Raw genomic sequence first — 23,930 nt, forward strand, 5'->3', positions numbered from 1 at the left:
CTTATTTCAATATAAAATTATACAGTAATAACGAAAGCATACCTGTAAGCATTACAATTTTAAGAACTAAGCTTATATGCTTGTATTGCGCTTTTTGTTTAGCATTAAATAGTTTTATAGTAACGTAAATTAGTGGTGCAATTACAAGAATTAAAAAATAACCAACAACAATTTGCTGTTTAAATAAATAGGTAATCACATAATAAGTAATAGAAAAAATAGGAATCAGAGACAATATTATTATCAATTTATTAGCCCGATCTCTACCAATTAAAATAGGAAGTGTTTGTATGCCTGCTTTATAATCTCCATCTATATCTTCAATATCTTTTATTAATTCTCTTATAAGATTAATCATAAAAGCAAAAATAGCGTAGTCTTTTATAATATTTAAAAATGTCATTTGCACTGCTTTGTTGTTTATGTTTATTGCAGGGATTATTTCATAAATTCCAACCAACAAAATACTTAATGCAACTACTAAGGATACAACAATATTACCAACTATAGCAATCTGTTTTAATGAAGTAGAATAAATATAAAGTAGTGCTGATGCAATAAAAAAAGCAGTAAAAAAAGTAGGCTTACCAATACCATTAGCTAAGTAGAACCCTAATCCAACTCCGATTATATTAAGAATAATGAATAATGTTGAAGCGTTTTTCTCTGTAATATGTTTGTTAATAATAAGTTGGTTTGGCTTATTAATTTTATCTGTTTCCACATCATAAATATCATTAATAATATAACCACCAGCAGCGATACACAACGTAGCAAAAACGAGAATAAGAAAGTTGAAATCGCTTAATGTTGTTGATACACCATGACTTTCTTTAAAAGGAATTAAAAGAGCGTATTTAATTAAGTATTGCATCAAAGCAATCATTAATAGGTTTTTCCAACGAATTAATTTAAGTATATGAGTCATTTGAAGTTTTAGTGAGATAAAATTATAGTAACTAAATAATAAGCACTTATTGCAATAATAGTAAAAACTGCGCTACCAATAATAGCCGTTTTTTTTAAGATCTTGCGTTCTTCTTGTTTAATTTTAGCTTTAATTTTTTGTTTGTCTTCTTTAGTTAGGTCTTTATGCAAAAAATGCATTTGATAGTTTAAGTGAGCTTCAAGATCTAATTTTTCTTTGTATCTAGAATAAGGTGCAGACGATCTTTGGTTAAAGGTCGCTTGACTATTACCAAAACCAATATACCCAAATCCTGTGCTATGTCTTCTGCCTTTAGCTGACATGTTTATTGTGTTATTTTAAACCCCAATTGCTAATTTATTATTAATCGTATTTAGCGCTAAAGTTTTTATTCCATTTGTTTTGAACTTTAAGCACTTGCTCAATAACATCTCTAACAGCACCTTTACCACCATTTTTATGAGAAATATATTTTGAAATAGCCTTAATTTCTGCAACAGCATCTTGTGGACAGCATGGCATGCCTACTAGAGTCATAACAGGGTAATCAGGAATATCATCTCCCATATATAATACTTGAGACTTTGAAATATTTTTCTGATCTAAATAGGTCTCAAGTTGTTCTATTTTGTTGTGTGCTCCTAAAAAAATATCTTTTATACCTAAACCTGCTAAACGTTTTCTAACACCTTCATTAGAGCCTCCAGAAATTATACAAAGATTAAAACCGTTATCAATAGCAGTTTTTAGTGCAAAGCCATCTTTAATATTCATGGTTCTTAGCATTTCACCATCAGTTGTCACCGTTATAGTACCGTCCGTTAAAACACCATCTACATCAAAAATAAAAGTAGTTATGTCTGCTAAGTATTCTTTATAACTTTTGTCGTCGTTCATTATTTATTAACTTTTTTTGTTGGTGTAGAATTAAATCCGTGGGTTCTTTTTATAGAAGATGTCAGTAATTTATAAATCGATTCGTGTTCTTCTTTTTCTATGAGTTTCAACTGTCTTTTTATCGTTTTTTTGTCGTTCCGTTTTGCTGGGCCTGTTTGTGCCATAAAAGGTGACATTTCTTGAATTTTTTTTGCTGTTTCTTCAATTAAAGGATGTAAGATGTTAAATTCAATATTTTTAGTCTCACAGATTTCGTGCCCAATTCTATACATTTGATTAGTAAAGTTATTTACAAATACAGCAGCTAAATGAAGCGTTTGGCGTTGCTCTGTTGTAATTTTATGAGGTTTACAATTTACTGCTTTGGCTAAATCTTTTAATAATTGAAGGTTTTCTTTTTCATATACCTCAATACAAATAGGAACTTCTGCAAAGTTTATATCTGCATTTTTAGAAAACGTCTGAAGCGGATAAAAAACACCAATCTCATTTTTTTTATCAATATCATGCATAGCAACGCTTCCTGAGGTATGCACTACAAACCGATCTTTAAATGGTAATGTTGTAGAAAACTCTGCAATACTGTCATCGCTAACGGCAATAATATAAATATCAGCTTCTTTTAATTCTTCTAAAGAATCTGTTATAGCGACCTCATTAGCATAAGAAGAAATTGAGGATCGTGTTCGATTATACCATTGTATAATCGAAATATTTTCAGCATTAGAAAATGCTTTATATAGATGTGTGGCAACATTGCCAGCACCAAGTAATACAACTGATATCATGCTGTAAAAGTAATAAGATTTCTTATTTTAGTAACATAATAAAGCACTATTTTAGTGATAGCTTTATCTGAATTAATTGTTACAATAAAATAAAATTTATGGAAAAACTAGATATAAAAACAAGAGAAGATATATTTCAACTCGTTTCTAAATTTTATGAAAAAGTAAGAAAAGACGAGAAATTAGGTCCTTTTTTTAATGATACGATAAAGAATTGGGATGCCCATTTACAGCATTTAACTACGTTTTGGGAATCTAGTTTATTCTTAAAAACCAAATTTTCAGGGAATCCTTTAGAAGCCCACACTAAGGTAGATGCAGCTTTTAATCACACCATAACAGAATTACATTTTGGTATTTGGTTAAATCTTTGGTTTCAAACTATAGACGAATTACACGAAGGAGATTATGCAGAGAATGCCAAACGAAGAGCTCGTAAAATGGGCACCTTTATGTACATGAATATTTTTGCGGCGAGAAAATCAGAATTATAATAGACATCTTTCTAAATTTGCACCTATAAGCTATTAAAAAAAGATAATTATGGGATTGTTAAAAGAATTTAAAGAATTTGCTGTAAAAGGAAATATGATGGATATGGCAATTGGTATCATCATTGGTGCGGCATTTAACAAAGTGATAGATGTATTAGCTAAACAAGTTATTTTACCCCCTTTGTCTTTATTAACAGACGGGGTTAATATTGGAGAAAAGAAGTTAGTTTTAAGAGATGCCGTTTTAGATACTACAGGTGCTATTACAACAAGTGAAGTTGCTGTAGCTTACGGAAAATTGTCTGAAGTATTTTTAGACTTTTTAATTATTGGCTTTACCGTTTTTATAATAGTAAAGTTTATGAATCGTCTTAGAACTAAATCTCATGATGCTAAGGATAAGACGGTAGTGACTCCCAAAGATATTCAGCTGTTAACCGATTTAAAGGAGTTAATGGTAGAGCAAAATAAAATGTTAAAAGCTAATACCACAAAATGAACCTTTTTTTACTAGAACTTTAACATCTTTACAAGCGTTAAACTCACTATGTAAATCGTTAAAAAACCATATCTTTGCGCGAGCTTAAAAAAGCCTATTGTTATGCAAAAGAAAATCGCTAATTTACTATTCTCCACAAAACTTACTGCTTTCTTATTTATTGCCTTTGCCGTTGCCATGGCAGTGGGTACTATTTTAGATAGAAACATGGATACTTCTCCAACACCATACACCAGAACATTAATTTATAATGCGTGGTGGTTTGAAGCTATAATGGTGTTTTTTGTGATTAATTTTGCGGGTAATATATTTAGATACCGTTTATATAAAAAAGAGAAATGGGCAACGTTAATTTTGCATTTATCTTTTGTTTTTATACTGCTTGGAGCTTTTATAACACGTTATGTTGGGTTTGAGGGTATGATGCCAATAAGAGAAGGAGAAACACAAAGTGAGTTTTTCTCACAAAAAACATATATATCAGGTCGCATTCTAGGCGATTTTAAAGTGAATGGTCAGTTACAACAACGCCGTATAGAAGAAGCTGTAGACTTTTCACCACGCTTAAATAATACTTTCAGCGAAACTTTTGATTATGGAGGTGTTGATGTTCATATTGAATTAAAAGAATTTATTGAAAGTGCAGAAAAAGATATTATTCCTAATGAAACAGGAAACCGTTATTTAAAAATAGTTGAAGGTACCGAAAACGGGCCACACAATCATTTTTTAGAAGATGGTAAAGTTACCAATCTACATAATACTTTAATCTCTTTAAACAAGTTTCAAGAAGGTGCTATAAATATATCAGAAACTGAAAAAGGTTTATTTATTCAATCTCCTTACGAAGGTGATTATATGACTATGGCTACAAGGGCAACCGGTAAATTAGTAAAAGATAGTTTACAACCTTTAATTTTAAGATCTAGGTACGTAATAGGTAACATGCAAATTGTAATGCCAAAACCTATTGCAAAAGGTGACTTTGGAGTTATAGAAAAACCAGAATTACTTAAAACAAATAATGATAATGATGGGCTTGTTTTAAATATTACAGCAAATGGTGAAACAAAAAAAGTAGATTTATTAGGAGGACCTGGTGCAAATAGCGAATTTGAAGAAATTGAAGTTGGTGGATTAGAAATAGCATTAAAATATGGCCCTAAAGCATTAAAATTACCTTTTGAAATTAAATTAAACGACTTCATTGCCGAAAAATATCCTGGTACAGAAAAAGCCTATTCATCTTACGAAAGTAAAATAACTGTTTTAGATAAAGAAGATGGTGATTTTGATTATCGAGTATATATGAATCACGTATTAGACCATAAAGGCTATCGCTTTTTTCAAGCAAGTTTTCATCCCGATGAAAAAGGGACAGTGCTCTCTGTAAACCATGATTTTTGGGGAACAAATATCACTTATGTAGGCTATATGTTATTGTATTTTGGATTGTTAGCGATTCTTTTTGCTAAGCACACACGCTTTGATGAAATTAGAACAAGACTTGGTAAAATAAAGCAGAAGAAAGCTAAGATGATGACTATGATTTTGCTTTTAATCAGTTTATCTGGTTTTGCACAAGAACATTCAGAAGATGATGGTCATAATCATGGAAATCAACCAGGAAAAGAACAAATAGATTCTATATTAAGAGTTCACATTACACCTAAAGAACATACCGCTAAGTTTTCTAAAATGGTAGTTCAAGACTATAGTGGTCGTATGATGCCAATGCATACTTATGCTTCAGAAATGTTAAGGAAGTTGAGTAAAAGTGATGTTTACGAAGATTTTGATGCCGATCAAGTCTTTTTATCTATTCAAGAAAGTCCGATGCTTTGGTATAATGTACCAATCATTTATTTAAAACCACGTAAAGCAGATTCTATTAGAACTATAATAGGAGTTGATTACGATGATGATTATTCTAAACTTGTAGACTTCTTCACACCAGAAGGACGTTATAAACTAGCACCTTATTTAGAAGAAGCATATAAAACAACTGAGCCAAACGGATTTCAGAAGGAAGTAAAAGAAGCTGATTCTAGAGTTAATTTACTATACAATGCTATAGAAGGTCGTACAATTAAAATATTTCCTGTTCCTGGTGATGAAAATAACAAATGGATTTCTTCTTTAGAGTTTAGAGAACAAGAATATAGAGAAAAAATAACAGATACTTTATATGGTAACTTTATAAACAATGGTTTTAGCGCTTATTTAGTAACGCTCAATAACGCGAAACAAACAGGAGATTATTCTAAAGCAGAAGAATTACTTAACGGAATTAAAAAAACACAACAACGCTACGGTAGTGAGGTAATGTTATCGGATGATAAGATAGATGCTGAAATTCTATATAACGATTACGATATTTTTAAGCGATTATTTAGCTGGTATATGTATGCTAGTACGGTATTGTTTATTCTTATTATTATTCAGATTTTTAAATATAAAAGTAAATGGTTAAGTATTGCCATTAAAGCATTTATAGGGGTAATTATAGCATTATTTGTAATGCACTTGGGTGGTTTAATATTACGTTGGTACTTGTCAGGTCACGCACCTTGGAGTGATGCTTATGAGTCTATGATTTATGTAGCTTGGTCTGTAATGTTATTTGGGTTGTTGTTAGGTTTTAAAAAGAGTAGTTTAACCATTGCAGCATCAGCATTTGTATGTTCTATGATTTTAATGGTAGCACACTGGAACTGGATGGATCCAGCAATTGCAAATCTTCAACCAGTATTACAAGGCTATTGGTTAATGATTCACGTTTCTGTAATTGTAGCAAGTTATGGTCCTTTTGCTATCGGAATGATCTTAGGTGTAGTGTCATTATTTCTTATGATTTTTACAACTAAAGAGAATAAGGAACGTATGCTAATCAACATAAAAGAATTAACCATTATTAATGAAATGGCTTTAACCGTTGGTTTAGTAATGCTTAGTATCGGAAACTTCCTTGGTGGTATGTGGGCTAATGAAAGTTGGGGACGTTATTGGGGATGGGATCCAAAAGAAACTTGGGCACTTATTAGTATTATGATTTATGCTTTTGTAATCCACATGCGTTTGGTGCCAGGACTAAGAAGCCGTTGGATTTATAACTTAATGTCAATTATTGCCTTTGGGAGTATTCTTATGACTTACTTTGGCGTAAATTTCTACTTATCAGGATTACATTCTTATGCTAGTGGGGATCAAATTTTAAGTTTCCAGTTTATTGCGATTACTTTAGGTGTCATTGCTATATTAGGAACTTTATCATATGTACAGTATAAAAAGCACTATAAGAAGTAAAGAGAAACTTCATATATTGTATAATAGAATAAATTGGTTGATGAACGCTTATGTTTGTCAACCAATTTTGGTTTTATATTAACATCACTTACTTTCATTTTTATTAATTTTAGGATCTAAAAATAAAAGCAATGTCAAAGAAGAAATTAGGTTTAAATACCATTTGTACACATGTAGGTGAAGTAAAAGATGAACAATTTAAAGGGGCAGTATCTCCTATGTATCTAAGTTCTTCCTATGAGTTTTTAGATGTTGAGGTAAAACGTTATCCGCGTTATTTTAATACACCAAATCAAGCGTATTTGGCAAAGAAAATAGCAGCTTTAGAGCATACTGAATCTGCATTGATATTTGGTTCTGGGATGGCTGCCATTAGTACCATGTTTTTAGCTTTTTTAAAACAAGGAGATCATTTAGTGGTTCAAAATACTTTGTACGGTGGAACGGTTAATTTTATAAAAGAAGAATTTCCTAAATATGGAATTGAATTCACGTTTACCAATGGTTATAAAGTTGAAGATTTTGACGAAGCTATAAAACCAAACACCAAATTAATTCATATTGAAACGCCTTCAAATCCTTTAATGACTATTACGGATATTAGAGCGATTGCTAAATTAGGAAAGGCTAGAGGTGTCTTAACTTCTATAGATAATACATTTGCTTCGCCTGTAAATCAAAACCCAATGGATTTGGGTATAGATATGGTAATGCATTCTGCAACGAAGTATTTAGGAGGTCATAGTGATATTCTAGCAGGAGTTGTGGCAAGTACAGAAGAACATATAGAACGCATTTGGAATGTCGGTAAAAATTTAGGTGGAAACTTAAGTGATATGACCGTTTGGATGTTAGAGCGTAGTATGAAAACTTTAGGCTTACGTGTTAAAGCCCAAACAAATAATGCCGTGAAATTAGCCAAATGGCTAGAGAAACACCCTAAAGTAGCTAAAGTTTATTATCCAGGATTAAAATCGCATCCAGAGCACAAATTAGCTAAATCTCAAATGAGTGGTTATGGTGCGATGTTGTCTTTTGAGTTGTTAGAAGATTTAGATGCTTATCAATTCCAAAAACAATTACAGTTAATTAAATCATCTATGAGTTTAGCAGGAGTAGAAAGTACGGTAATTTCACCGCATTTAACCTCACATGCCTTATTAACCCAAGACGAACGAGATGCTGTTGGTATTAGTGATCAGTTAATTCGTTTTTCTGTAGGAATAGAAGAAGTTAAAGATTTAAAACAAGACATCAATCAAGCGATTACTGCATTAAAGTAGTTTTTTAGGTTTTCTAGAATCTGTCTGAATGCTGATACCCACTTGAATTCTGTTAAGATTATTTTTTCTAATATGATGTTTCATATAACCCATTTGAAGTTGTGTATGTTTTAATAGATTGAATCCGATAGCAACATAAAATCGGTTTTCATGAAATACTTGATCTTGAAAATTAACAAAAGGCTCTTCGGTTAATCCTAAGAATAAGGTTTTATTCAAAGGATATTTTAAGCTTAAACGATAACGAAATCGGTGTTGTAATTCATTTCTATCAGTGTATTTTAAGAAGCGTTGCTCTACTCTAAGGCGATGCTGAATATTAAGTGAACCAAACTTATGTTTTTTTGAGTATTGTTCCATAATCCGATGCTCAATAGTGTTAGGGATGTTGTCGTTTCCTAAATAACTATCAATATCTAAATATGCGACAGCAAGCGTTAAGGTTTGGCTATTTTTAATATGATAATTAGCATTTAAACTTAAAAACGTAAGATTGTAATTTGATGAAGGTTCATAGAACCTTAATTCAGCATAAGGCATTAAGCTAAAGTGTTCTGTAAACTGATGGCTTAAACCTAAAGTATACCAAGATCCTAAATAATCTTCAGTAGTATTTTGAGCTTTTAATGTGGTGCTTACAAGAAGGATTAAAAATATAGTTAAGATTTTTTTCATAATATTTAAAACAAAAAAAAGAGCCCTAATTAGGGCTCTTCTCAATCATGGTAACTATTAAACGTGATCGTTTAAGTGATGGTGTTCATCAATTAATGGACCACCTTCTATGATTTGTTCAGAAGCTTCACTAGCAAATTTTTCAAAGTTTAAGTGGAAAGAATGTGCTAATTGAATTGACTTACTGATGTAATCTCCTTTTTGATCCCAAGTGTTCATTGGATCTAAAATTTCATTAGGAACGTTAGGGCAAGTTTTTGGCATGAACAATCCAAATATTGGATGTTGTTCAAATTCAACATTATCTAATTCTCCGTCTAAGATTGCCGTGATCATAGCTCTCGTGTATTTTAATTTTATACGAGATCCTACACCGTAAGGTCCTGCGCTCCATCCTGTATTTATCAGCCAAACATTAACGCCTGCATCTTGCATTTTTTTGCTTAACATCTCAGCATATACAGTTGGGTGTAATGGCATAAATGGTTCTCCAAAACAAGCAGAGAATGATGGTACTGGTTCTGTAATACCTGCTTCTGTACCTGCAACTTTAGCTGTATAACCAGAAATAAAGTGATATGCAGCTTGCCCTGGTGTTAACTTAGATACTGGGGGTAACACACCAAATGCATCTGCAGTTAAGAAAAATATATTTTTAGGATTTCCTGCGTAAGAAGGCACTTGAATATTATCAATATTATAGATAGGATAACTTACCCGTGTATTTTGAGTGATGCTACTATCCATATAGTCAACCTCTCCGTTATCTTTAAAAACTACGTTTTCTAATATTGCGCCTGGTTTAACAGCTCTAAAAATATCTGGTTCTTTTTCTTCAGATAAATCAATCACTTTAGCGTAACAACCACCTTCAAAATTGAAAATATTATTGTCAGCAGTCCATCCATGCTCATCATCACCAATTAATTTACGAGTTGGATCTGCAGATAAAGTGGTTTTTCCTGTACCAGATAATCCAAAGAATATGGCAGTATCACCAGCTTCACCAACGTTAGCAGAACAGTGCATAGGTAAAACGTTTTTCTCAACAGGTAGAACAAAGTTAAGAGAAGAGAAGATACCTTTTTTAATTTCACCTGTGTAAGCAGAACCACCTATTAGTGCTACTTTTTTAGAAAAATTAAGTATAGAGAAGTTGCCTTGACGTAAACCAACAGCTTTTGGGTCTGGAGCTTCATAACCTGGTGCACAAAGTACCAACCAATCTTCTTCAAAGTTTTCTAATTCAGATTCATCTGATCTTAAAAACATATTATATGTAAACATGTTAGACCAAGGTAATTCAGTAACAGTTCTAACGTTTGTTTTGTATTCAGGATCAGCACAAACATAAGCGTCTCTTACGTAAATTTCTTTACCACTTAAATACTTTGTTATTTCTGCTTGTAAGATTTCAAAATTTTCAGGAGATACAGCTTTATTTGTTTTTCCCCACCATACACGATCTTTAGTATAGTCATCTTTTACAATAAAACGATCTTGAGGAGAACGTCCTGTGTATTTTCCAGTATTAACAGCAAGTGTTCCGTTAGCTGTTTCCTTACCCATACCTTTTTCAATGGTTATGCGTTGTAATTCTTCTGGTGAAAGATTCCAATGAGCGTTTGTGTCTTTTAATCCGTACTTCGAGAGATCTCTTGTTTTCATAATTGAGTTATTTAATAAAGTTTCCATGATTTAATTGATTTAATTTTACATTCGATTCTAAATAGCCATCATACAGGCTTTAATACTAGTATTATCAAAAAGAGTAGGATTAAGGAACTTTTTTCTTTTATATAATCCTAAAATGAATGAACTTAGCTTACAAAGAATCGCAATAATATCGGATAAAATTTTCTTTAAATAAATAAAGAATTGATGATGATTAAAATGACTTACGTTAAGCTCATGCTTACTTTCTGTTTTAATTATAGTGTAAAGGTAGTAGCATAAGTAAGTAATATTTATGACGAAAGTCATACTTTGAGAGTATTGCTAATTTTTCAATTTTGATCATTATTTTTTAGAATAAACATAAATATATTCAGTCGATATCGTTTGCGAAATAAAAAGAAGTGGATTATCTACCTACTTTTTAATATTTTTGATACTTAGAAAACTAAATTTTTATATGAAATTAGACATATTAGCCATCGGAGCGCATCCTGATGATGTAGAATTAAGCTGTGCTGCAACTTTAGCAAAAGAAGTTGCAAATGGTAAGAAGGTAGGTGTTATAGATCTTACTAGAGGAGAATTAGGAACCAGAGGAACAGCTGAGACACGTGATGAAGAGGCTTTTAATGCAGCCAAAATATTAGGTGTACATTCTAGAGTAAATATGAGATTTGCCGATGGTTTTTTTAAAAATGATAAGGAGCATCAACTTGAACTTATTAAAATGATTCGCTATTACAGACCTGAAATCATTCTTTGCAATGCTATTGATGATAGACACATTGATCACCCTAAAGGAAGTCAGCTAGTAAGCGATGCTTGTTTTTTAAGTGGATTAAAAAAAATTGAAACTTATTATAAGAACGAAAGTGAAGCGCAAGAGCCATGGAGACCTAAGGTGGTTTACCATTATATTCAATGGAAAGATATTGAACCCGATTTTGTAGTTGATGTTACTGGATTTATAGATAAAAAGATAGATTCTGTATTAGCTTACAAAACTCAATTTTTTGACCCAAATAGTAAAGAGCCTGAAACTCCGATATCTAGCAAAAACTTTACAGAAAGTATAGATTATAGAGCTAGAAATTTAGGAAGATTAATTGGTGTGGAACATGCTGAAGGTTATACAGTTGAACGCTATGTAGCTGTAGGTTCATTATTTGATTTAAAATAAATTCAAAAAGTGTTTGCACATATTAACAAATAAATTATCTTTGCAATCCAATTTAAAATGGTGGTTGTAGCTCAGCTGGTTAGAGCGTCGGTTTGTGGTACCGAAAGTCGCCGGTTCGAACCCGGTCTTCCACCCAGAAGTAATAAGCCTTTCAGTAATGAAAGGCTTTTTTTGTGGGTTTAAGTTTTTGGCAAACAAATTAAGCAAAAAGAGATTTGTATTGATTTTGCTATCTCTCTTATAACTTCTTGGAATTTTATCAGTTCTTAAAAAATAAAAAGTCCTTTCAGTATAATTGAAAGGACTTTTTATTTTTTTGTAGAAAGTTTTATTCACTTACTTTTTTATCAACAACAACACGATCATTTCTATTGGCGACTTCCCAAGCCGTATAGAAAACTAATTTAGTTCGTGTTTCTAATAAATCGTATTCAATTTTGTCTGGTGTATCTGATGGTTTATGATAATCAGCATGTGTTCCATTAAAATAAAATATGACAGGAATATTGTTTTTTGCAAAATTATAATGATCAGATCTGTAATAAAAACGATTTGGATCATTATCATCATTAAACTTATAATCTAGTTCTATTTGAGTATACTTTGAATTGGCTTCTTCAGAAATTTGGTGTAAATCAGTACTTAATTTATCACTACCTATTAAATAAATGTAATTCCTAGTTCCTTCAGTGCGTTCTGGGTCTACACGACCTATCATGTCAATGTTGAGGTTAGCTACAGTATTTTCGAGAGGAAATACAGGGGCTACATCAGCATAATACCTAGATCCTAAAAGCCCTTTTTCTTCACCTGTAACATGAAGAAACAGTATAGAACGTTTTGGTCCATGACCTGCTTTTTCAGCGGTTTTAAAAGCTTGTGCAATCTCAAGTATAGCTACTGTACCAGAACCGTCATCATCTGCTCCATTATAAATTTCTCCGTTTTTAATACCTTCATGATCTAAATGCGCAGATATTACAATAATTTCATTTGGCTTTTCAGAACCTTTAATGAATGCGACAACGTTTTCGGACATAATAGACTCAGTTTTGTTTTTGATCTCTAAATTAATAGTAGTATCTATTTCTTTAGGTGTTGTATCTTCAGAAATAGTAGGGTTTAGCGCTTTTGCTAACGTTTCATTAATCATCATCATTGTAATACCATTGTCGTTATTCTTTAAAGATAAACGACCAGCTGTACCAGCAGAGAATTGACTTTGGTAGAAACCAGCATATCTAGGAAATAGATTGTTGTCCATATATAAAAGTCCTATGGCACCATTAGCTTTAGCAGCTTCTCTTTTGCTCGATAAGGATTGGCGTCCATTGGTCCATTTTGTTTCCTCTGTATTGCCCGAAGTAATATAATTACCATCAGCATCTTTTGGTTCGCCAGCTTTAGCAATTATAAACTTTCCTTTAACATCTATGTTTTTATAATCTGAATAATTTTCATCGTCAATGCCATAGCCAACATATACAATACTGTTTAAGGTTATATCTACATCATTAGGAATTGCTAATACAATTTGATTTTTAAAACTTTCAAATGATTTTCCATTTACGACTACTTTTGCTTCCGCAACTTTTTGTTTTTCTAAAGGAACTTCTTGAAAATAATCATCATCTCCAAGTGGAGTAGGGATGTCCATTGTTATATACTTTTGCTTCAAGTATTCTACAGCCATTTTTTGTCCCTTTTCGCCGGTATCTCTACCTTCAAACTCATCAGAGGCATATTTATAAAGCATAGTTTTCAATTCTTCTGCAGTAATTGTAGAAGCGTATATTGTGGGGTCTGTAATCTTAGTGGTTTCAGAATGAGAAGTGGTAGCGTTGTTTTTTGAAGTAGTGCCGCAGCTTGTAGCTATGACAAATGCACAACTAAGAAGGAGTAATTTTTTCATTTAATAAATAGAATTGTTTATGCCGATATAGGCTGTTTTTATTCACCTCAAAATCAGGTGAGACTTAAATCTACAAAAATAGAATAGGGCTGAAGTTTAAGAGAGATAGTTTTTAACAAATTTTAACATCAGAGAATTTCTTTCTTCAGTTTATTAGGTGAGTTTGCTAAATACCATGCTGTAGCAAATATTAATTTTGTTCGTTTTTTTAAAAGAGCATAATTAATTTTTTCTGCCGTATCTGTTGGTTTATGGTAATCGGCATGTATGCCGTTAAAAAAGAAAATAACAGGTACACCTTTTAATGCAAAATTATAATGATCAGAGCGGTAGTAATACCTATTAGGATCATTATCTTCATTAAACTTGTAGTCCAAATTAAGATTGGTAAATGTTGAATTGGCTTTTTGAGCAACAAAATGAAGTTCTGTGCTCATTTTGTCTGCACCAATAAGATATAGGTAGTTTTCATTACCGGTATGCCTATCATCGACTCTCCCAATCATATCTATATTTAGATCTGCAACGGCATTTTCTAAAGGAAAAATGGGATGTTCTGTATAATAGTTTGAGCCGTGTAAACCAACTTCTTCTGCGGTAACATGAAGAAACACAATTGTTCTTTTTGGTCCATAGCCGTTTTTAGTAGCTAGCTGAAAGGCTTGTGCTATTTCTAAAACAGAAGCTGTGCCTGAAGCATTATCATCAGCACCATTATAAATTTCACCATCAATCACTCCTTCATGATCAGAATGAGCAGTAATATAAAGGTATTCATTAGGGTAATCAGACCCTTTAATAAGGGCTATAATATTTTGAGAATCATTAAGCCCTTTGGGCAGGGCACTCTTTGGTACTTTTTGATAATAGTTTTTATGAGATTTTGGTGGTTGTATTTCTAGAGTTTTATAATATTCTCTTATATAATTACAAACTTGATTGTGACCTTTTTCTCCAGTTTTTCTGCCATTATATTTATCAGAAGAAATTTCTTCAAGATGATTTTTTAGATCGTCAGTCTGAATCGTATTCAAATATTGTTGAACAATAACTTCATTATTAAAAACGATGCTATTTTCTAAATTTTCAATTTTTTGACTATGTCTTATATTGGCGCATGAGCCAACAAGAATAAGTACAGATGCAATAAGCGTTTTCATCTAACTAATTGATTTTCTCAAAAATAATACAATTAGACGAATATTATTCTTACATTTTAACTGAAACTTTAAAAAGCTTTATCAGCTTCAATTTTTTCAGGAAATTCTTTAGAATCTTTCTGATTCTTTTCATTTTTAAGTTCTAATGGTTCTGTATTTCCAACTTCAGAAGTATCAAAAACACCTTTATATATAGTTAAACTTAAAGACATAATAATAAGGATAAATATATATTGAATAGCTTTTGGTTTTGATTTATCCTTTTTTGAGAGGAAGACAAGAACTAATCCACAAATAAAAGCAATAATTAAAGGTGTAATTGCTAAACTATATAATGGTGTAACCGAGAATACAACGGCAACTATTGTGCTTATAAAACCTAGAATGATAACTGTTTTTTTCATGATTTTTAATTTTTTAGACCCGTTGTTTATATTTTTTTGTTAGAGAAATGGGTTTTAAGCCTAGCAGATACGGGTACTTTAATAATGTCTGCAGTTAGTAAAAGTAAGCTGGAGTTATTATTTTTTAAAGATATTGCTAATTTATAACAAGATTTATACCAATATTTGTCTTTGTAGTTTCTTTAGTAATATATTCTGTGTATAATTTTATTATTATCGGCTAAAACAGCAAATTTATTCTTATCATTTTAAGTTGCATCATGTTCTTCTTTTTTGCGTCAATCAGATATAACAACCACCTTCACTAATAGCCCTTTTGTGTAAATGATGAGGAGAAGTGTTTCGGTTAGTATAGCTTTCATAGATGTCTTTGATCTTAAAAATAATCATTTAATTTTTTTATGTGTATTTGTCGTACATTTTAAACGACCCAAAGTCATTTTTGAAGTTAATACTTCTTTCGTTCCCATTTTTACTTCAGCAATATCTCTTAAATTAGCAGAAATATAATAAGAAGGATTAAAATATTTTTTTCACTGAAAGCATATCTTTTTTTTGAATAAAAACTATTTAAGTGATTATAGTATTAAAAGGATTTACATAAGCTGCTGGTTTTAATGTTATAACTAGATTTTATGTTTAATAAAACAATAAATATATACTTTCTTAAAATCCATATTTTTTATCTCATAAAATCATTGATTAAATTTTTTTTAAAAAAATCTAAAAAAAAGTTTGTCAACATCAAAAAGCAGTGTATATTTGCACCCGCATTCAGGGAATACCTGATGAGACATCTGGAGAAATGGCAGAGCGGTCGAATGCGGCAGTCTTGAAAACTGTTGAGGGTCATACCTCCGGGGGTTCGAATCCCTCTTTCTCCGCTGATAAAGTTGTCATTAGACACTTTAAAAGTCAAAACCCTTTAAACATTACGTTTAGAGGGTTTTTTTATTACCGAAAATCCGATGTTTTTTTATTGTAATAGCGTTAAGTTTTATTCTTTTGCTTCAAAAAAATCATTGCGCATAATTTTTTTTATCCTAACTTTGTTTATCAACAATGCTTGGAAATTATATGAGTCAAAAAGTACTACTTAACTCTAAAGAAGTCAATATTATCCTTCACCGGTTGGCTTGTCAACTGATTGAAAATCATGATGATTTTTCTGAAACAGTATTGATTGGTATTCAGCCTCGAGGAAAATTTTTGGCTGATCGTTTAGCTCAAATGTTAACTGAAGAGTATAAAATTAAAAATATTCAACATGGACATTTAGATATCACATTTTTTAGAGATGATTTTAGAAGAGGCGATAAACCTTTAGAAGCGAATACCACTGTAATTAATTTTATTGTTGAAGATAAAAACGTAGTCTTTATTGATGACGTTTTATATACAGGAAGAAGTATCAGATCTGCACTTACAGCTATTCAATCTTTTGGAAGACCTAAGGATATAGAATTATTAACTTTGATAGATAGACGTTTTAGTAGGCATTTACCAATACAACCTAATTATAGAGGAAGACAAGTTGATGCTATCGATAACCAAAAGGTTATAGTGAAATGGGCTGAAAATGAAGGTGAAGATGCTGTTTATTTAGTAGATAAATAAATGATATTTTATGACTTAAATTAAAGTTATACTTCAATTTAAGATTTTAAATAATAAAAATAGAGTGAATCGTTAAAAGCCAATATCTAAAGGCTAATAGCTATAAAAGACTTAAAAAATGAGCGAATTAAGTGTCAATCACTTATTAGGAATTAAATATCTAACTAAAAAAGATATTGATCTTATTTTTGAAACTGCAGATCAGTTTAAAGAAGTGATTAATAGACCTATAAAAAAGGTGCCTTCATTGAGAGATATTACTATTGCAAATCTATTTTTTGAAAATTCTACACGTACAAAACTATCTTTTGAATTAGCTGAAAAAAGATTATCTGCTGATGTTATTAATTTTTCGGCATCTCAATCTTCAGTTAAAAAAGGAGAAACATTAATAGATACTGTAAATAATATTTTATCCATGAAAGTGGATATGGTTATAATGCGTCACCCTAACCCTGGAGCAGGTGTTTTTTTATCAAAACATGTTAATGCAAGTATTATTAATGCAGGAGATGGTGCCCATGAGCATCCTACACAGGCCTTATTAGATTCTTATTCTATAAGAGAAAAATTAGGAAGCGTTAAAGGTAAGAATGTGGTAATTGTTGGAGATATATTACACAGTAGAGTTGCACTTTCTAATATATACGCGTTACAATTACAAGGCGCAAACGTAATGGTTTGTGGTCCTAAAACACTATTGCCTAAGTATATTAAGGATTTGGGTGTTAAAGTAGAAACCAATTTAAAGAAAGCTTTAGAATGGTGTGATGTAGCTAACATGCTTAGAGTTCAGAATGAGCGTATGGATATTAGTTATTTTCCTTCAACAAGAGAATATACGCAACAATTTGGCGTTAATAAAGAACTACTAGATAGCTTAGATAAAGAAATTGTAATTATGCATCCAGGGCCTATAAACCGAGGAGTAGAAATAACAAGTGATGTAGCAGATTCTAAACAAGCCATTATTCTGAATCAAGTAGAGAATGGTGTAGCTGTTAGAATGGCTGTTATATATCTTTTAGCGTCTAAAATAAAACAATAGAATATGATCATAGATAGAGACGAAAACACAACAATAATTAACCAAGAAACAGCAACTGTAAAAACGTTGGTTAGTAATATTGAGAAAGATTATGATACTTATAAAAATTATCATCTTATCGTTAAACTTTCAAGTTTAGATAAAGTATTATTAGAAGATATCATTGAGTTTTTAAGATTAAGCAAAAACCATAGAGCAGATAAAAAGACTTTTGTAATCGTTTCAGAAAAAGTTGACTTAGATGAGATGCCAGAAGAAATTATGGTAGTGCCAACAATGCAAGAGGCTTATGATATTATTGAAATGGAAGATATTGAACGCGACTTAGAGTTTTAAAAGATTGTCACTATATCTTAAAATTACTCAGTTGTTTGGTTATTAACAACAACATGTATTTAACAAACAACAAAGATGAAATTAACCATATTAGGCTGTCATAGTGCAACACCAAGAACTAATACCAATCCTACAGCACAGATTTTAGAAATTAAAAATCACATGTTTTTAATAGATTGTGGTGAAGGTACACAAGTTGAGCTAAGACGTAATAGAGTTAAGTTTTCTAGAATTAAGCATATTTTTATTTCACACCTTCATGGTGATCATTATTTTGGTTTAGTAGGTTTAGTAAATACGTTTAGTTTGTTAACAAGAGAAACCGAACTTCATATTTATGCACCAAAAGGATTAAAAGAGGTGATTACACTTCAAATGAAATTGTCGAGTAGCTGGACAAGTTATCCTTTAATTTTTCATGAATTAAATTCTAAAGCTTCAGAATTAATATATGAAGACGATAGAGTTGAAGTTTATACAATTCCATTAAAACACCGTATTTATACCAATGGTTTCCTTTTTAAGGAAAAAGAAAATGAGCGTAAATTAGATATTAATTTAGTTAATGAAGCTAATATTAATATGGCTTATTTCAGAAAATTAAAACAGGGGTTTGATGTAATCAATGAAGATGGTGTTTTAATTAATAATGCTAAAGTAACTATGGATGCTTTACCTTCAAAGAGTTATGCTTTCTGTAGTGATACAGCATATAACGAAGCTATGATTCCAATAATTGAGAATTGCACGGTATTATATCACGAATCTACTTTTTTAGATAAGAATGAAGCACTTTGTAAACCAACAAGGCACAGTACAGCTAAACAAGCCGCTACAATTGCTAAAAAAGCGAATGTAGAAACTTTAATACTGGGACATTATTCTACACGTTACAACGGCTATGATGAGTTTAGAACAGAAGCTCAAACCATTTTTGAGAACGTACATTTAGCAAAAGACGGAAAAGTATTTAATTTTGATTAAATTCTCTAAGGTTTAACATCCATTCAATAGCTTCATCCAAACTACGACAGCGTTTTAAACTTTTATTAAAAAATTGTTTTTCCAAAGAAGCATTTAGGTAACTAAAATCTGTATAAGTTACAATAGCAGCAGCTATAAAAGAATCATAGTCATTATTGAAATCTACCCAAAGCTGTGGATCAAACGAATAGGAGTTGTAGCGGTTGGCTACGTAACCTATTCTAACACCTTTTTCTATGTAGTGACTAAAATGTGAAACCAATTCGGCAGCAATATTACAATCGACATGCACACCTTCTTTAATTTCGGATAAATGAAAGTGTTCAGTTGTATAAAAAGTTCCAAAAGAAAATTCTACTTTTTCATAAGCTATAAGCTTAGAATATTTGCTGTCTTCAAACTTCATTTATATAATTTAATCCTTAAATTTATAGGGAATAAAGCGATTGTAGAAATAAATTCAGTAGAAAAATTTAAAATAAAACGTAATGAATACAGACTTAGGTAATTATAGAAAATCTTACGAAAAACAAGAACTACTAGAAGAGAATATTAGCGATAATCCCATGGAATTGTTTCAAAAATGGTTCTATGAAGTTGATAAAAATTTCGATGTAGAAGAAGCTAATGCTATGACAGTTTCAACTATAGGTTTAGACGGGTTTCCTAAGAGTAGAGTAGTATTACTTAAAAAATATACATATGAGGGTTTTATTTTTTACACCAATTACAATAGTGAAAAAGGAAAAGCTATTATTGAAAACCCAAATGTTTGTTTGTCATTTTTTTGGCCATCGGCAGAACGACAAATTATAATTAAGGGTAAAGCTGAAAAGATATCAGAAAATCTTAGTGACGGTTATTTTGAATCGCGACCAAGAGGAAGCCAAATAGGAGCTTTAGTCTCTAATCAAAGTGATGTTATAGAGAACAGAGCCGAATTAGAAGATAAATTGAAACAATTAGTAGAACAATTTGAAGGGCAGGAGATAGAGCGTCCTAAGCATTGGGGAGGATTTATTATAAAACCTGTTGAAATTGAATTTTGGCAAGGCAGACCTAATCGCTTGCACGATAGAATTCGTTTTAAATTACAAGAAGATTTTAATTGGGAAATAGATCGATTAGCTCCTTAATTAATTGTATAAAATTTAGATAGAATTGTCTATAGTTAATATTAAGGGCTTTTTTTATTTTTAATCAATATAAGTTTTATTTTTTCTTGTATAATAGGAGTTGTGTATAAAGATTCAAATTCGTTTAAAAGCGTATTTTACCGCTGTAATTTATTTTTGTTGAAGACAAAAGAGTATTTCATCGATTATTTACATTTAATATCGACGAAATACATGTTGTTTGTCGATTTTAACACTTTATTAACAGTTTAGGTTTATTATGAGGTTAATTTAGCAGTCCCAAACCTAATTAACCTACATTATGAAAATTACTAAATTCTTGCCACTGTTGGCTGTTTTAGCTCTATTTAGTTTCACTTCTTGTGCTTCTGATTCCATGGAAGATGAAACTTTAAATGCAATTGAAATTCCTATTGCACCAGAAGCAAAAGAAATTGAAATTGAAATTATGGAGCTCATTAATGCTTACAGAATTAATAAAGGTTTAAGTATATTACAACATCATTCTACGGTTAAAGCAGTCGCTTCTACGCATACAGATTATATGATTGAAGTAAATAATGTATCGCATGATAATTTCTTTTTAAGAAAAGAGAGTTTACAAGCAAATGCAGATGCTAACGTAGTTTCAGAAAATGTGGCTTATGGTTTTAATTCTGCAGAATCAGTTGTAAACGCTTGGATAGCTAGTCCTAGCCATTTAGATAACATTATTGGTGATTATACAGATTTTGATGTATCTGCAGAGCAGAATATTGATGGTAAATGGTATTTTACTAATATGTTTATTAAGCGATAAGATTATAATTTAATAGTATTGAGTTTTAGCTACTCCTTCTCATATACTATGTTTAGCTTAAAAAAAGGAACAGTAAATAATTTCATCTTAAAATCAGATTTCCTAGATTTTAGAACCCAATCATCAGAGCGAAATCGCGTATACTTCAATGCTTTTTTAGTATGTGTATGAAGAAGACTAGGTGTTGTAAGATACATTGAGCTTTTTAGTTTTACGTTGTCAGGTTTTATGTGTTTCGTAAAGCTCCTTACTTGAATCCTTAAATTTTATGTGTAGCTCAATTAACTTGCCTTTTTTTATTTTGGATTTTCAATTAATGTTGCAGTTTCGTAACCAAAAGGTGTTGAAGCAGGAAAAGTTTGCTTTCTGTTTCCAGTTTTTAGTTTTATGGAATGATTAAGATATACCTGTTTCTTATTAATTATCAAAACTTCTTCTAAATGTTCAACCTTAGGTGAAAGTTCAAAGTTATAATTTGAATTTTTGTAGCCTATGAAGTCTGTTAAACTAATTTTTGGGGAGAGATAACCTACTAACGACACCACTAAAGTATCTGTACTTGTGGTGTTTGAAATTGATAAATTATATCGGCCTAATTCATCACTATATGTCTCAATATTTTTGTCTTGGATTATAAGATTAGTATATGATAATGTTGTTTGGAGATACGATCTGAAATTTATCCTTCTAAGTTTTGAGATTGACTAGAAAGAACTGATATTAGAAGGGTTAATGACATTATGTATTTCATTAATTAGTATTAATTCAAAGTTTCTAATTTAAGAATTTTTTATAGAAGGAATCTTAGTAAGTATAAATAACAAAAAAAAGCAAGCTTATTACAAGCTTGCTTTTTTTTGTTATTTATAGAATGTAATGTTATTCTTTTGTCTTATCTATAATATAGAAATAAGAACGTCTGTTTAACTGATGCTCTTCTTCAGAACATTTAATACCGTTAGAACACTTATTTAAAAGTTGAGTTTCACCGAAACCGATGGCACTTTCAATTCTTTTAGGATTAATTTCTCTAGATAAAAGATATTCTCTAGTAGACTTAGCACGTTTGTCAGATAGTTTTAAGTTATACTTATCACGACCTCTACTATCTGTATGAGATTCAATTTTAATTACCATTTCAGGATGCTTACGCATAACATCAACGATGTTTTCTAATTCATATTCTGCATCAGTTCTGATGTTAGACTTATCAAAATCAAAGAAAATAGGATTAATAACTATTTGATCATCCTTAATTAATGGTCTTAACGTTAAGTCTAAAGTATGTACTTTTTCATTTTCACTATTAGTAATAAGCACTCCTTTATCTTCTTTATAATCAGGTTTACTACCTAATACTGTATATGTTTTGTTACACTCTACATCAAATAAGTAAGCGCCATCTTCTTTAGTAAGAACTTCTTCTATTATTTTACCTGTTTCGTCAATAAGTTGTACTGTTACACCTGCTAAAATAATATCGGTTCTATCTTCTTTTGCAACACCTGTAATCTGTTGATTACATTCTGTTATCGTATAGCTATAAATGTCATCTCCACCTTTTCCTTCTGGTCTGTTAGAAGAAAAATATCCTTTTTGAGTTTCATTTTCAATAAAATAAGCAAAGTCATCATATCCACTGTTAAATGGTGCACCTATATTTATAGGATCTGAAGCAATATCTGCTTTTAAAATATCAGATTTAAAAATATCTAATAAGCCTAGGTTTAAATGTCCATCAGAAGAAAAATACAATGTATTATCATCGCTTACAAAAGGAAACATTTCGCGACCTTCTGTATTGATGTTAGGACCTAAATTTTCAGGAATACCATAAGTATCATCTTCGTTTATCTCTACTGAATAGATGTCTGTTTGTCCAAATCCACCTTCACGATCAGATACAAAATATAAGATTTTATTATCTGGACTAAGAGTAGGGTGACCTGTAGAAGATAAGTTATCGTTAAAAGGTAATTCTTCTACTTCAGACCATTGATCATTTATCAATGTAGCTTTATATATCTGAAGATGCGTTGTTCCTTTATCATCATATTTTAATCGGTTACGTTTGTTTGTATTATCACGAGTTAAATACATGGTTTGACCGTCGTTTGTAATGGCTATAGAAGCCTCATGATAATCTGAATTAATACCTTTAGCAGTAATCTCTGAAGGTGAACCATAAGATTCTGTTCCATTATCCTCTGTTGTAACGTTAACTTGGTATATGTCTAAGAAAGGTTCTTTATTCCAATTATATACTTTATTGTTATCACTACTAGCAGAGGCAAAGTAAAGTGTTTTATTGAAAAGGTATGAACCGAAATCTGAATTTTCAGTATTAAAAGGTAAATTTTCTACCGTTACTATAACATCATTATTTTTTGAAGTTAATTTATCAAAAATATCAATCTCATCGGGGTTGTAACCTTTAAGTCTGCTATCTCCTTGTTGTGCATCGCTCAGTTTTCTGAACCAAACATCTGCTTCTTCATATTTTCCAACACTTCTAAGCGATTGGATGTATTTATATATGTACTCAGCTTCAATGTTGTCATGCTCGGTTAAAGCTTCATTGTACCAATAGGCAGCTTTTGCAGAGTTAGAATTATTATAGTAAGCATCACCTAAACGTGTTAAGACGTGCTCACTTTTATCTCCTTTTTCAACAGCTTTTTCATATAATTCTATGGCTTTAACGTAACCATAATTTTCAAAGAATTTATCGGCTAATTTCGTCTGTGCAAAAGAAAACGAACTGCTTAAAATTATAACGAGCGCTAATATTTTGATCTTCATAATTG

The 23,930-nt window shown here is 31.0% G+C and carries 23 protein-coding genes and 2 tRNA genes; 13 read left to right on the forward strand and 12 right to left on the reverse strand.

The features are described from left to right. Nucleotide 1 precedes the first annotated feature (1 nt). Genes HM985_RS14040 through HM985_RS14055 form a run of 4 tightly spaced genes read right to left on the reverse strand, consistent with a single transcriptional unit; the run spans nt 2 to nt 2,613 of the window. Entirely contained in the window at nt 2-928 is a 927-nt protein-coding gene (locus HM985_RS14040) for a geranylgeranylglycerol-phosphate geranylgeranyltransferase (protein ID WP_179376861.1), read from the reverse strand. 8 nt (nt 929-936) lie between these two features. Then, complete coding sequence (locus HM985_RS14045) at nt 937-1,251, reverse strand: hypothetical protein (protein ID WP_179376862.1); 315 nt, start codon at nt 1,249-1,251, stop codon at nt 937-939. A gap of 40 nt (nt 1,252-1,291) precedes the next feature. Continuing rightward, nucleotides 1,292-1,825 carry a KdsC family phosphatase gene (locus tag HM985_RS14050; RefSeq protein ID WP_179376863.1) on the reverse strand — a complete coding sequence of 178 codons (534 nt, stop codon included), beginning with the start codon at nt 1,823-1,825 and terminating at the stop codon, nt 1,292-1,294. Continuing rightward, nucleotides 1,825-2,613, reverse strand: a complete 789-nt coding sequence (locus tag HM985_RS14055; RefSeq protein WP_179376864.1) for a Rossmann-like and DUF2520 domain-containing protein — start codon at nt 2,611-2,613, stop codon at nt 1,825-1,827. The genes HM985_RS14050 and HM985_RS14055 overlap by 1 nt, the downstream gene beginning before the upstream one ends. A gap of 98 nt (nt 2,614-2,711) precedes the next feature. Between HM985_RS14055 and HM985_RS14060 the strand changes: the two genes are divergently transcribed. From HM985_RS14060 to HM985_RS14075, 4 genes are all read left to right on the forward strand, one after another. Then, nucleotides 2,712-3,107 carry a group III truncated hemoglobin gene (locus tag HM985_RS14060; RefSeq protein WP_179376865.1) on the forward strand — a complete coding sequence of 132 codons (396 nt, stop codon included), beginning with the start codon at nt 2,712-2,714 and terminating at the stop codon, nt 3,105-3,107. 49 nt (nt 3,108-3,156) lie between these two features. Continuing rightward, entirely contained in the window at nt 3,157-3,606 is a 450-nt protein-coding gene (gene mscL / locus HM985_RS14065) for a large conductance mechanosensitive channel protein MscL (protein ID WP_179376866.1), read from the forward strand. A gap of 102 nt (nt 3,607-3,708) precedes the next feature. Then, nucleotides 3,709-6,912, forward strand: a complete 3,204-nt coding sequence (ccsA, locus tag HM985_RS14070) for a cytochrome c biogenesis protein CcsA (RefSeq protein ID WP_179376867.1) — start codon at nt 3,709-3,711, stop codon at nt 6,910-6,912. A gap of 131 nt (nt 6,913-7,043) precedes the next feature. Then, the gene (locus HM985_RS14075; RefSeq protein ID WP_179376868.1) at nt 7,044-8,195 is read left to right on the forward strand and encodes a trans-sulfuration enzyme family protein; all 1,152 of its coding nucleotides are present in this window, start codon (nt 7,044-7,046) and stop codon (nt 8,193-8,195) included. Here HM985_RS14075 and HM985_RS14080 read toward each other — a convergent pair. Next, nucleotides 8,187-8,870: a DUF2490 domain-containing protein gene (locus tag HM985_RS14080; protein ID WP_179376869.1), complete on the reverse strand. Its 684-nt coding sequence runs from the start codon at nt 8,868-8,870 to the stop codon at nt 8,187-8,189. The two genes, HM985_RS14075 and HM985_RS14080, sit on opposite strands and share 9 nt — an antisense overlap. Nucleotides 8,871-8,927: 57 nt before the next feature. Further along, entirely contained in the window at nt 8,928-10,538 is a 1,611-nt protein-coding gene (gene pckA / locus HM985_RS14085) for a phosphoenolpyruvate carboxykinase (ATP) (RefSeq protein ID WP_246285018.1), read from the reverse strand. 466 nt (nt 10,539-11,004) lie between these two features. On the opposite strand from pckA, the gene bshB1 reads away from it, so the two are divergent. Continuing rightward, complete coding sequence (gene bshB1 / locus HM985_RS14090; protein ID WP_179376871.1) at nt 11,005-11,727, forward strand: bacillithiol biosynthesis deacetylase BshB1; 723 nt, start codon at nt 11,005-11,007, stop codon at nt 11,725-11,727. A gap of 59 nt (nt 11,728-11,786) precedes the next feature. Next, nucleotides 11,787-11,862, forward strand: a tRNA-His gene (locus HM985_RS14095). Between the two features lie 193 nt (nt 11,863-12,055). Here HM985_RS14095 and HM985_RS14100 read toward each other — a convergent pair. The 3 genes from HM985_RS14100 to HM985_RS14110 all read right to left on the reverse strand — a co-directional run bounded on the left by HM985_RS14100 (nt 12,056) and on the right by HM985_RS14110 (nt 15,203). Beyond that, nucleotides 12,056-13,639 carry a M28 family peptidase gene (locus HM985_RS14100; RefSeq protein WP_179376872.1) on the reverse strand — a complete coding sequence of 528 codons (1,584 nt, stop codon included), beginning with the start codon at nt 13,637-13,639 and terminating at the stop codon, nt 12,056-12,058. Nucleotides 13,640-13,767: 128 nt separating this feature from the next. Continuing rightward, nucleotides 13,768-14,799 carry a M28 family metallopeptidase gene (locus tag HM985_RS14105; protein ID WP_179376873.1) on the reverse strand — a complete coding sequence of 344 codons (1,032 nt, stop codon included), beginning with the start codon at nt 14,797-14,799 and terminating at the stop codon, nt 13,768-13,770. A 68-nt stretch (nt 14,800-14,867) separates the two neighbouring features. Beyond that, nucleotides 14,868-15,203 carry an FUSC family protein gene (locus tag HM985_RS14110; RefSeq protein ID WP_179376874.1) on the reverse strand — a complete coding sequence of 112 codons (336 nt, stop codon included), beginning with the start codon at nt 15,201-15,203 and terminating at the stop codon, nt 14,868-14,870. Nucleotides 15,204-16,002: 799 nt separating this feature from the next. Between HM985_RS14110 and HM985_RS14115 the strand changes: the two genes are divergently transcribed. The 5 genes from HM985_RS14115 to HM985_RS14135 all read left to right on the forward strand — a co-directional run bounded on the left by HM985_RS14115 (nt 16,003) and on the right by HM985_RS14135 (nt 19,188). Beyond that, nucleotides 16,003-16,087, forward strand: a tRNA-Ser gene (locus HM985_RS14115). A gap of 193 nt (nt 16,088-16,280) precedes the next feature. Then, nucleotides 16,281-16,820, forward strand: a complete 540-nt coding sequence (gene pyrR, locus HM985_RS14120) for a bifunctional pyr operon transcriptional regulator/uracil phosphoribosyltransferase PyrR (RefSeq protein ID WP_179376875.1) — start codon at nt 16,281-16,283, stop codon at nt 16,818-16,820. A 118-nt stretch (nt 16,821-16,938) separates the two neighbouring features. Beyond that, on the forward strand, nt 16,939-17,868 hold the full coding sequence (locus HM985_RS14125; RefSeq protein WP_179376876.1) for an aspartate carbamoyltransferase catalytic subunit: 930 nt from the start codon (nt 16,939-16,941) through the stop codon (nt 17,866-17,868). Between the two features lie 3 nt (nt 17,869-17,871). Then, nucleotides 17,872-18,204, forward strand: coding sequence for a ribonuclease Z (locus tag HM985_RS14130; RefSeq protein WP_179376877.1), 333 nt, complete (start codon nt 17,872-17,874; stop codon nt 18,202-18,204). Nucleotides 18,205-18,279: 75 nt separating this feature from the next. Continuing rightward, nucleotides 18,280-19,188, forward strand: coding sequence for a ribonuclease Z (locus HM985_RS14135; RefSeq protein WP_179376878.1), 909 nt, complete (start codon nt 18,280-18,282; stop codon nt 19,186-19,188). Here HM985_RS14135 and HM985_RS14140 read toward each other — a convergent pair. Further along, entirely contained in the window at nt 19,175-19,594 is a 420-nt protein-coding gene (locus HM985_RS14140; RefSeq protein ID WP_179376879.1) for a hypothetical protein, read from the reverse strand. The two genes, HM985_RS14135 and HM985_RS14140, sit on opposite strands and share 14 nt — an antisense overlap. A gap of 82 nt (nt 19,595-19,676) precedes the next feature. Between HM985_RS14140 and pdxH the strand changes: the two genes are divergently transcribed. Together pdxH and HM985_RS14150 are read left to right on the forward strand one after the other, a co-directional pair. Further along, nucleotides 19,677-20,324, forward strand: a complete 648-nt coding sequence (gene pdxH, locus HM985_RS14145; RefSeq protein ID WP_179376880.1) for a pyridoxamine 5'-phosphate oxidase — start codon at nt 19,677-19,679, stop codon at nt 20,322-20,324. A gap of 301 nt (nt 20,325-20,625) precedes the next feature. Further along, complete coding sequence (locus tag HM985_RS14150) at nt 20,626-21,123, forward strand: CAP domain-containing protein (RefSeq protein ID WP_179376881.1); 498 nt, start codon at nt 20,626-20,628, stop codon at nt 21,121-21,123. A gap of 296 nt (nt 21,124-21,419) precedes the next feature. Here HM985_RS14150 and HM985_RS14155 read toward each other — a convergent pair whose 3' ends face one another. After that, nucleotides 21,420-21,824, reverse strand: a complete 405-nt coding sequence (locus HM985_RS14155; RefSeq protein ID WP_179377028.1) for a carboxypeptidase-like regulatory domain-containing protein — start codon at nt 21,822-21,824, stop codon at nt 21,420-21,422. Nucleotides 21,825-22,002: 178 nt separating this feature from the next. Then, nucleotides 22,003-23,925, reverse strand: coding sequence for an OmpA family protein (locus HM985_RS14160; RefSeq protein WP_179376882.1), 1,923 nt, complete (start codon nt 23,923-23,925; stop codon nt 22,003-22,005). Between the last annotated feature and the right edge of the window lie 5 nt (nt 23,926-23,930).

This window comes from Winogradskyella wichelsiae (assembly GCF_013403925.1).
Classification (GTDB): domain Bacteria; phylum Bacteroidota; class Bacteroidia; order Flavobacteriales; family Flavobacteriaceae; genus Winogradskyella; species Winogradskyella wichelsiae.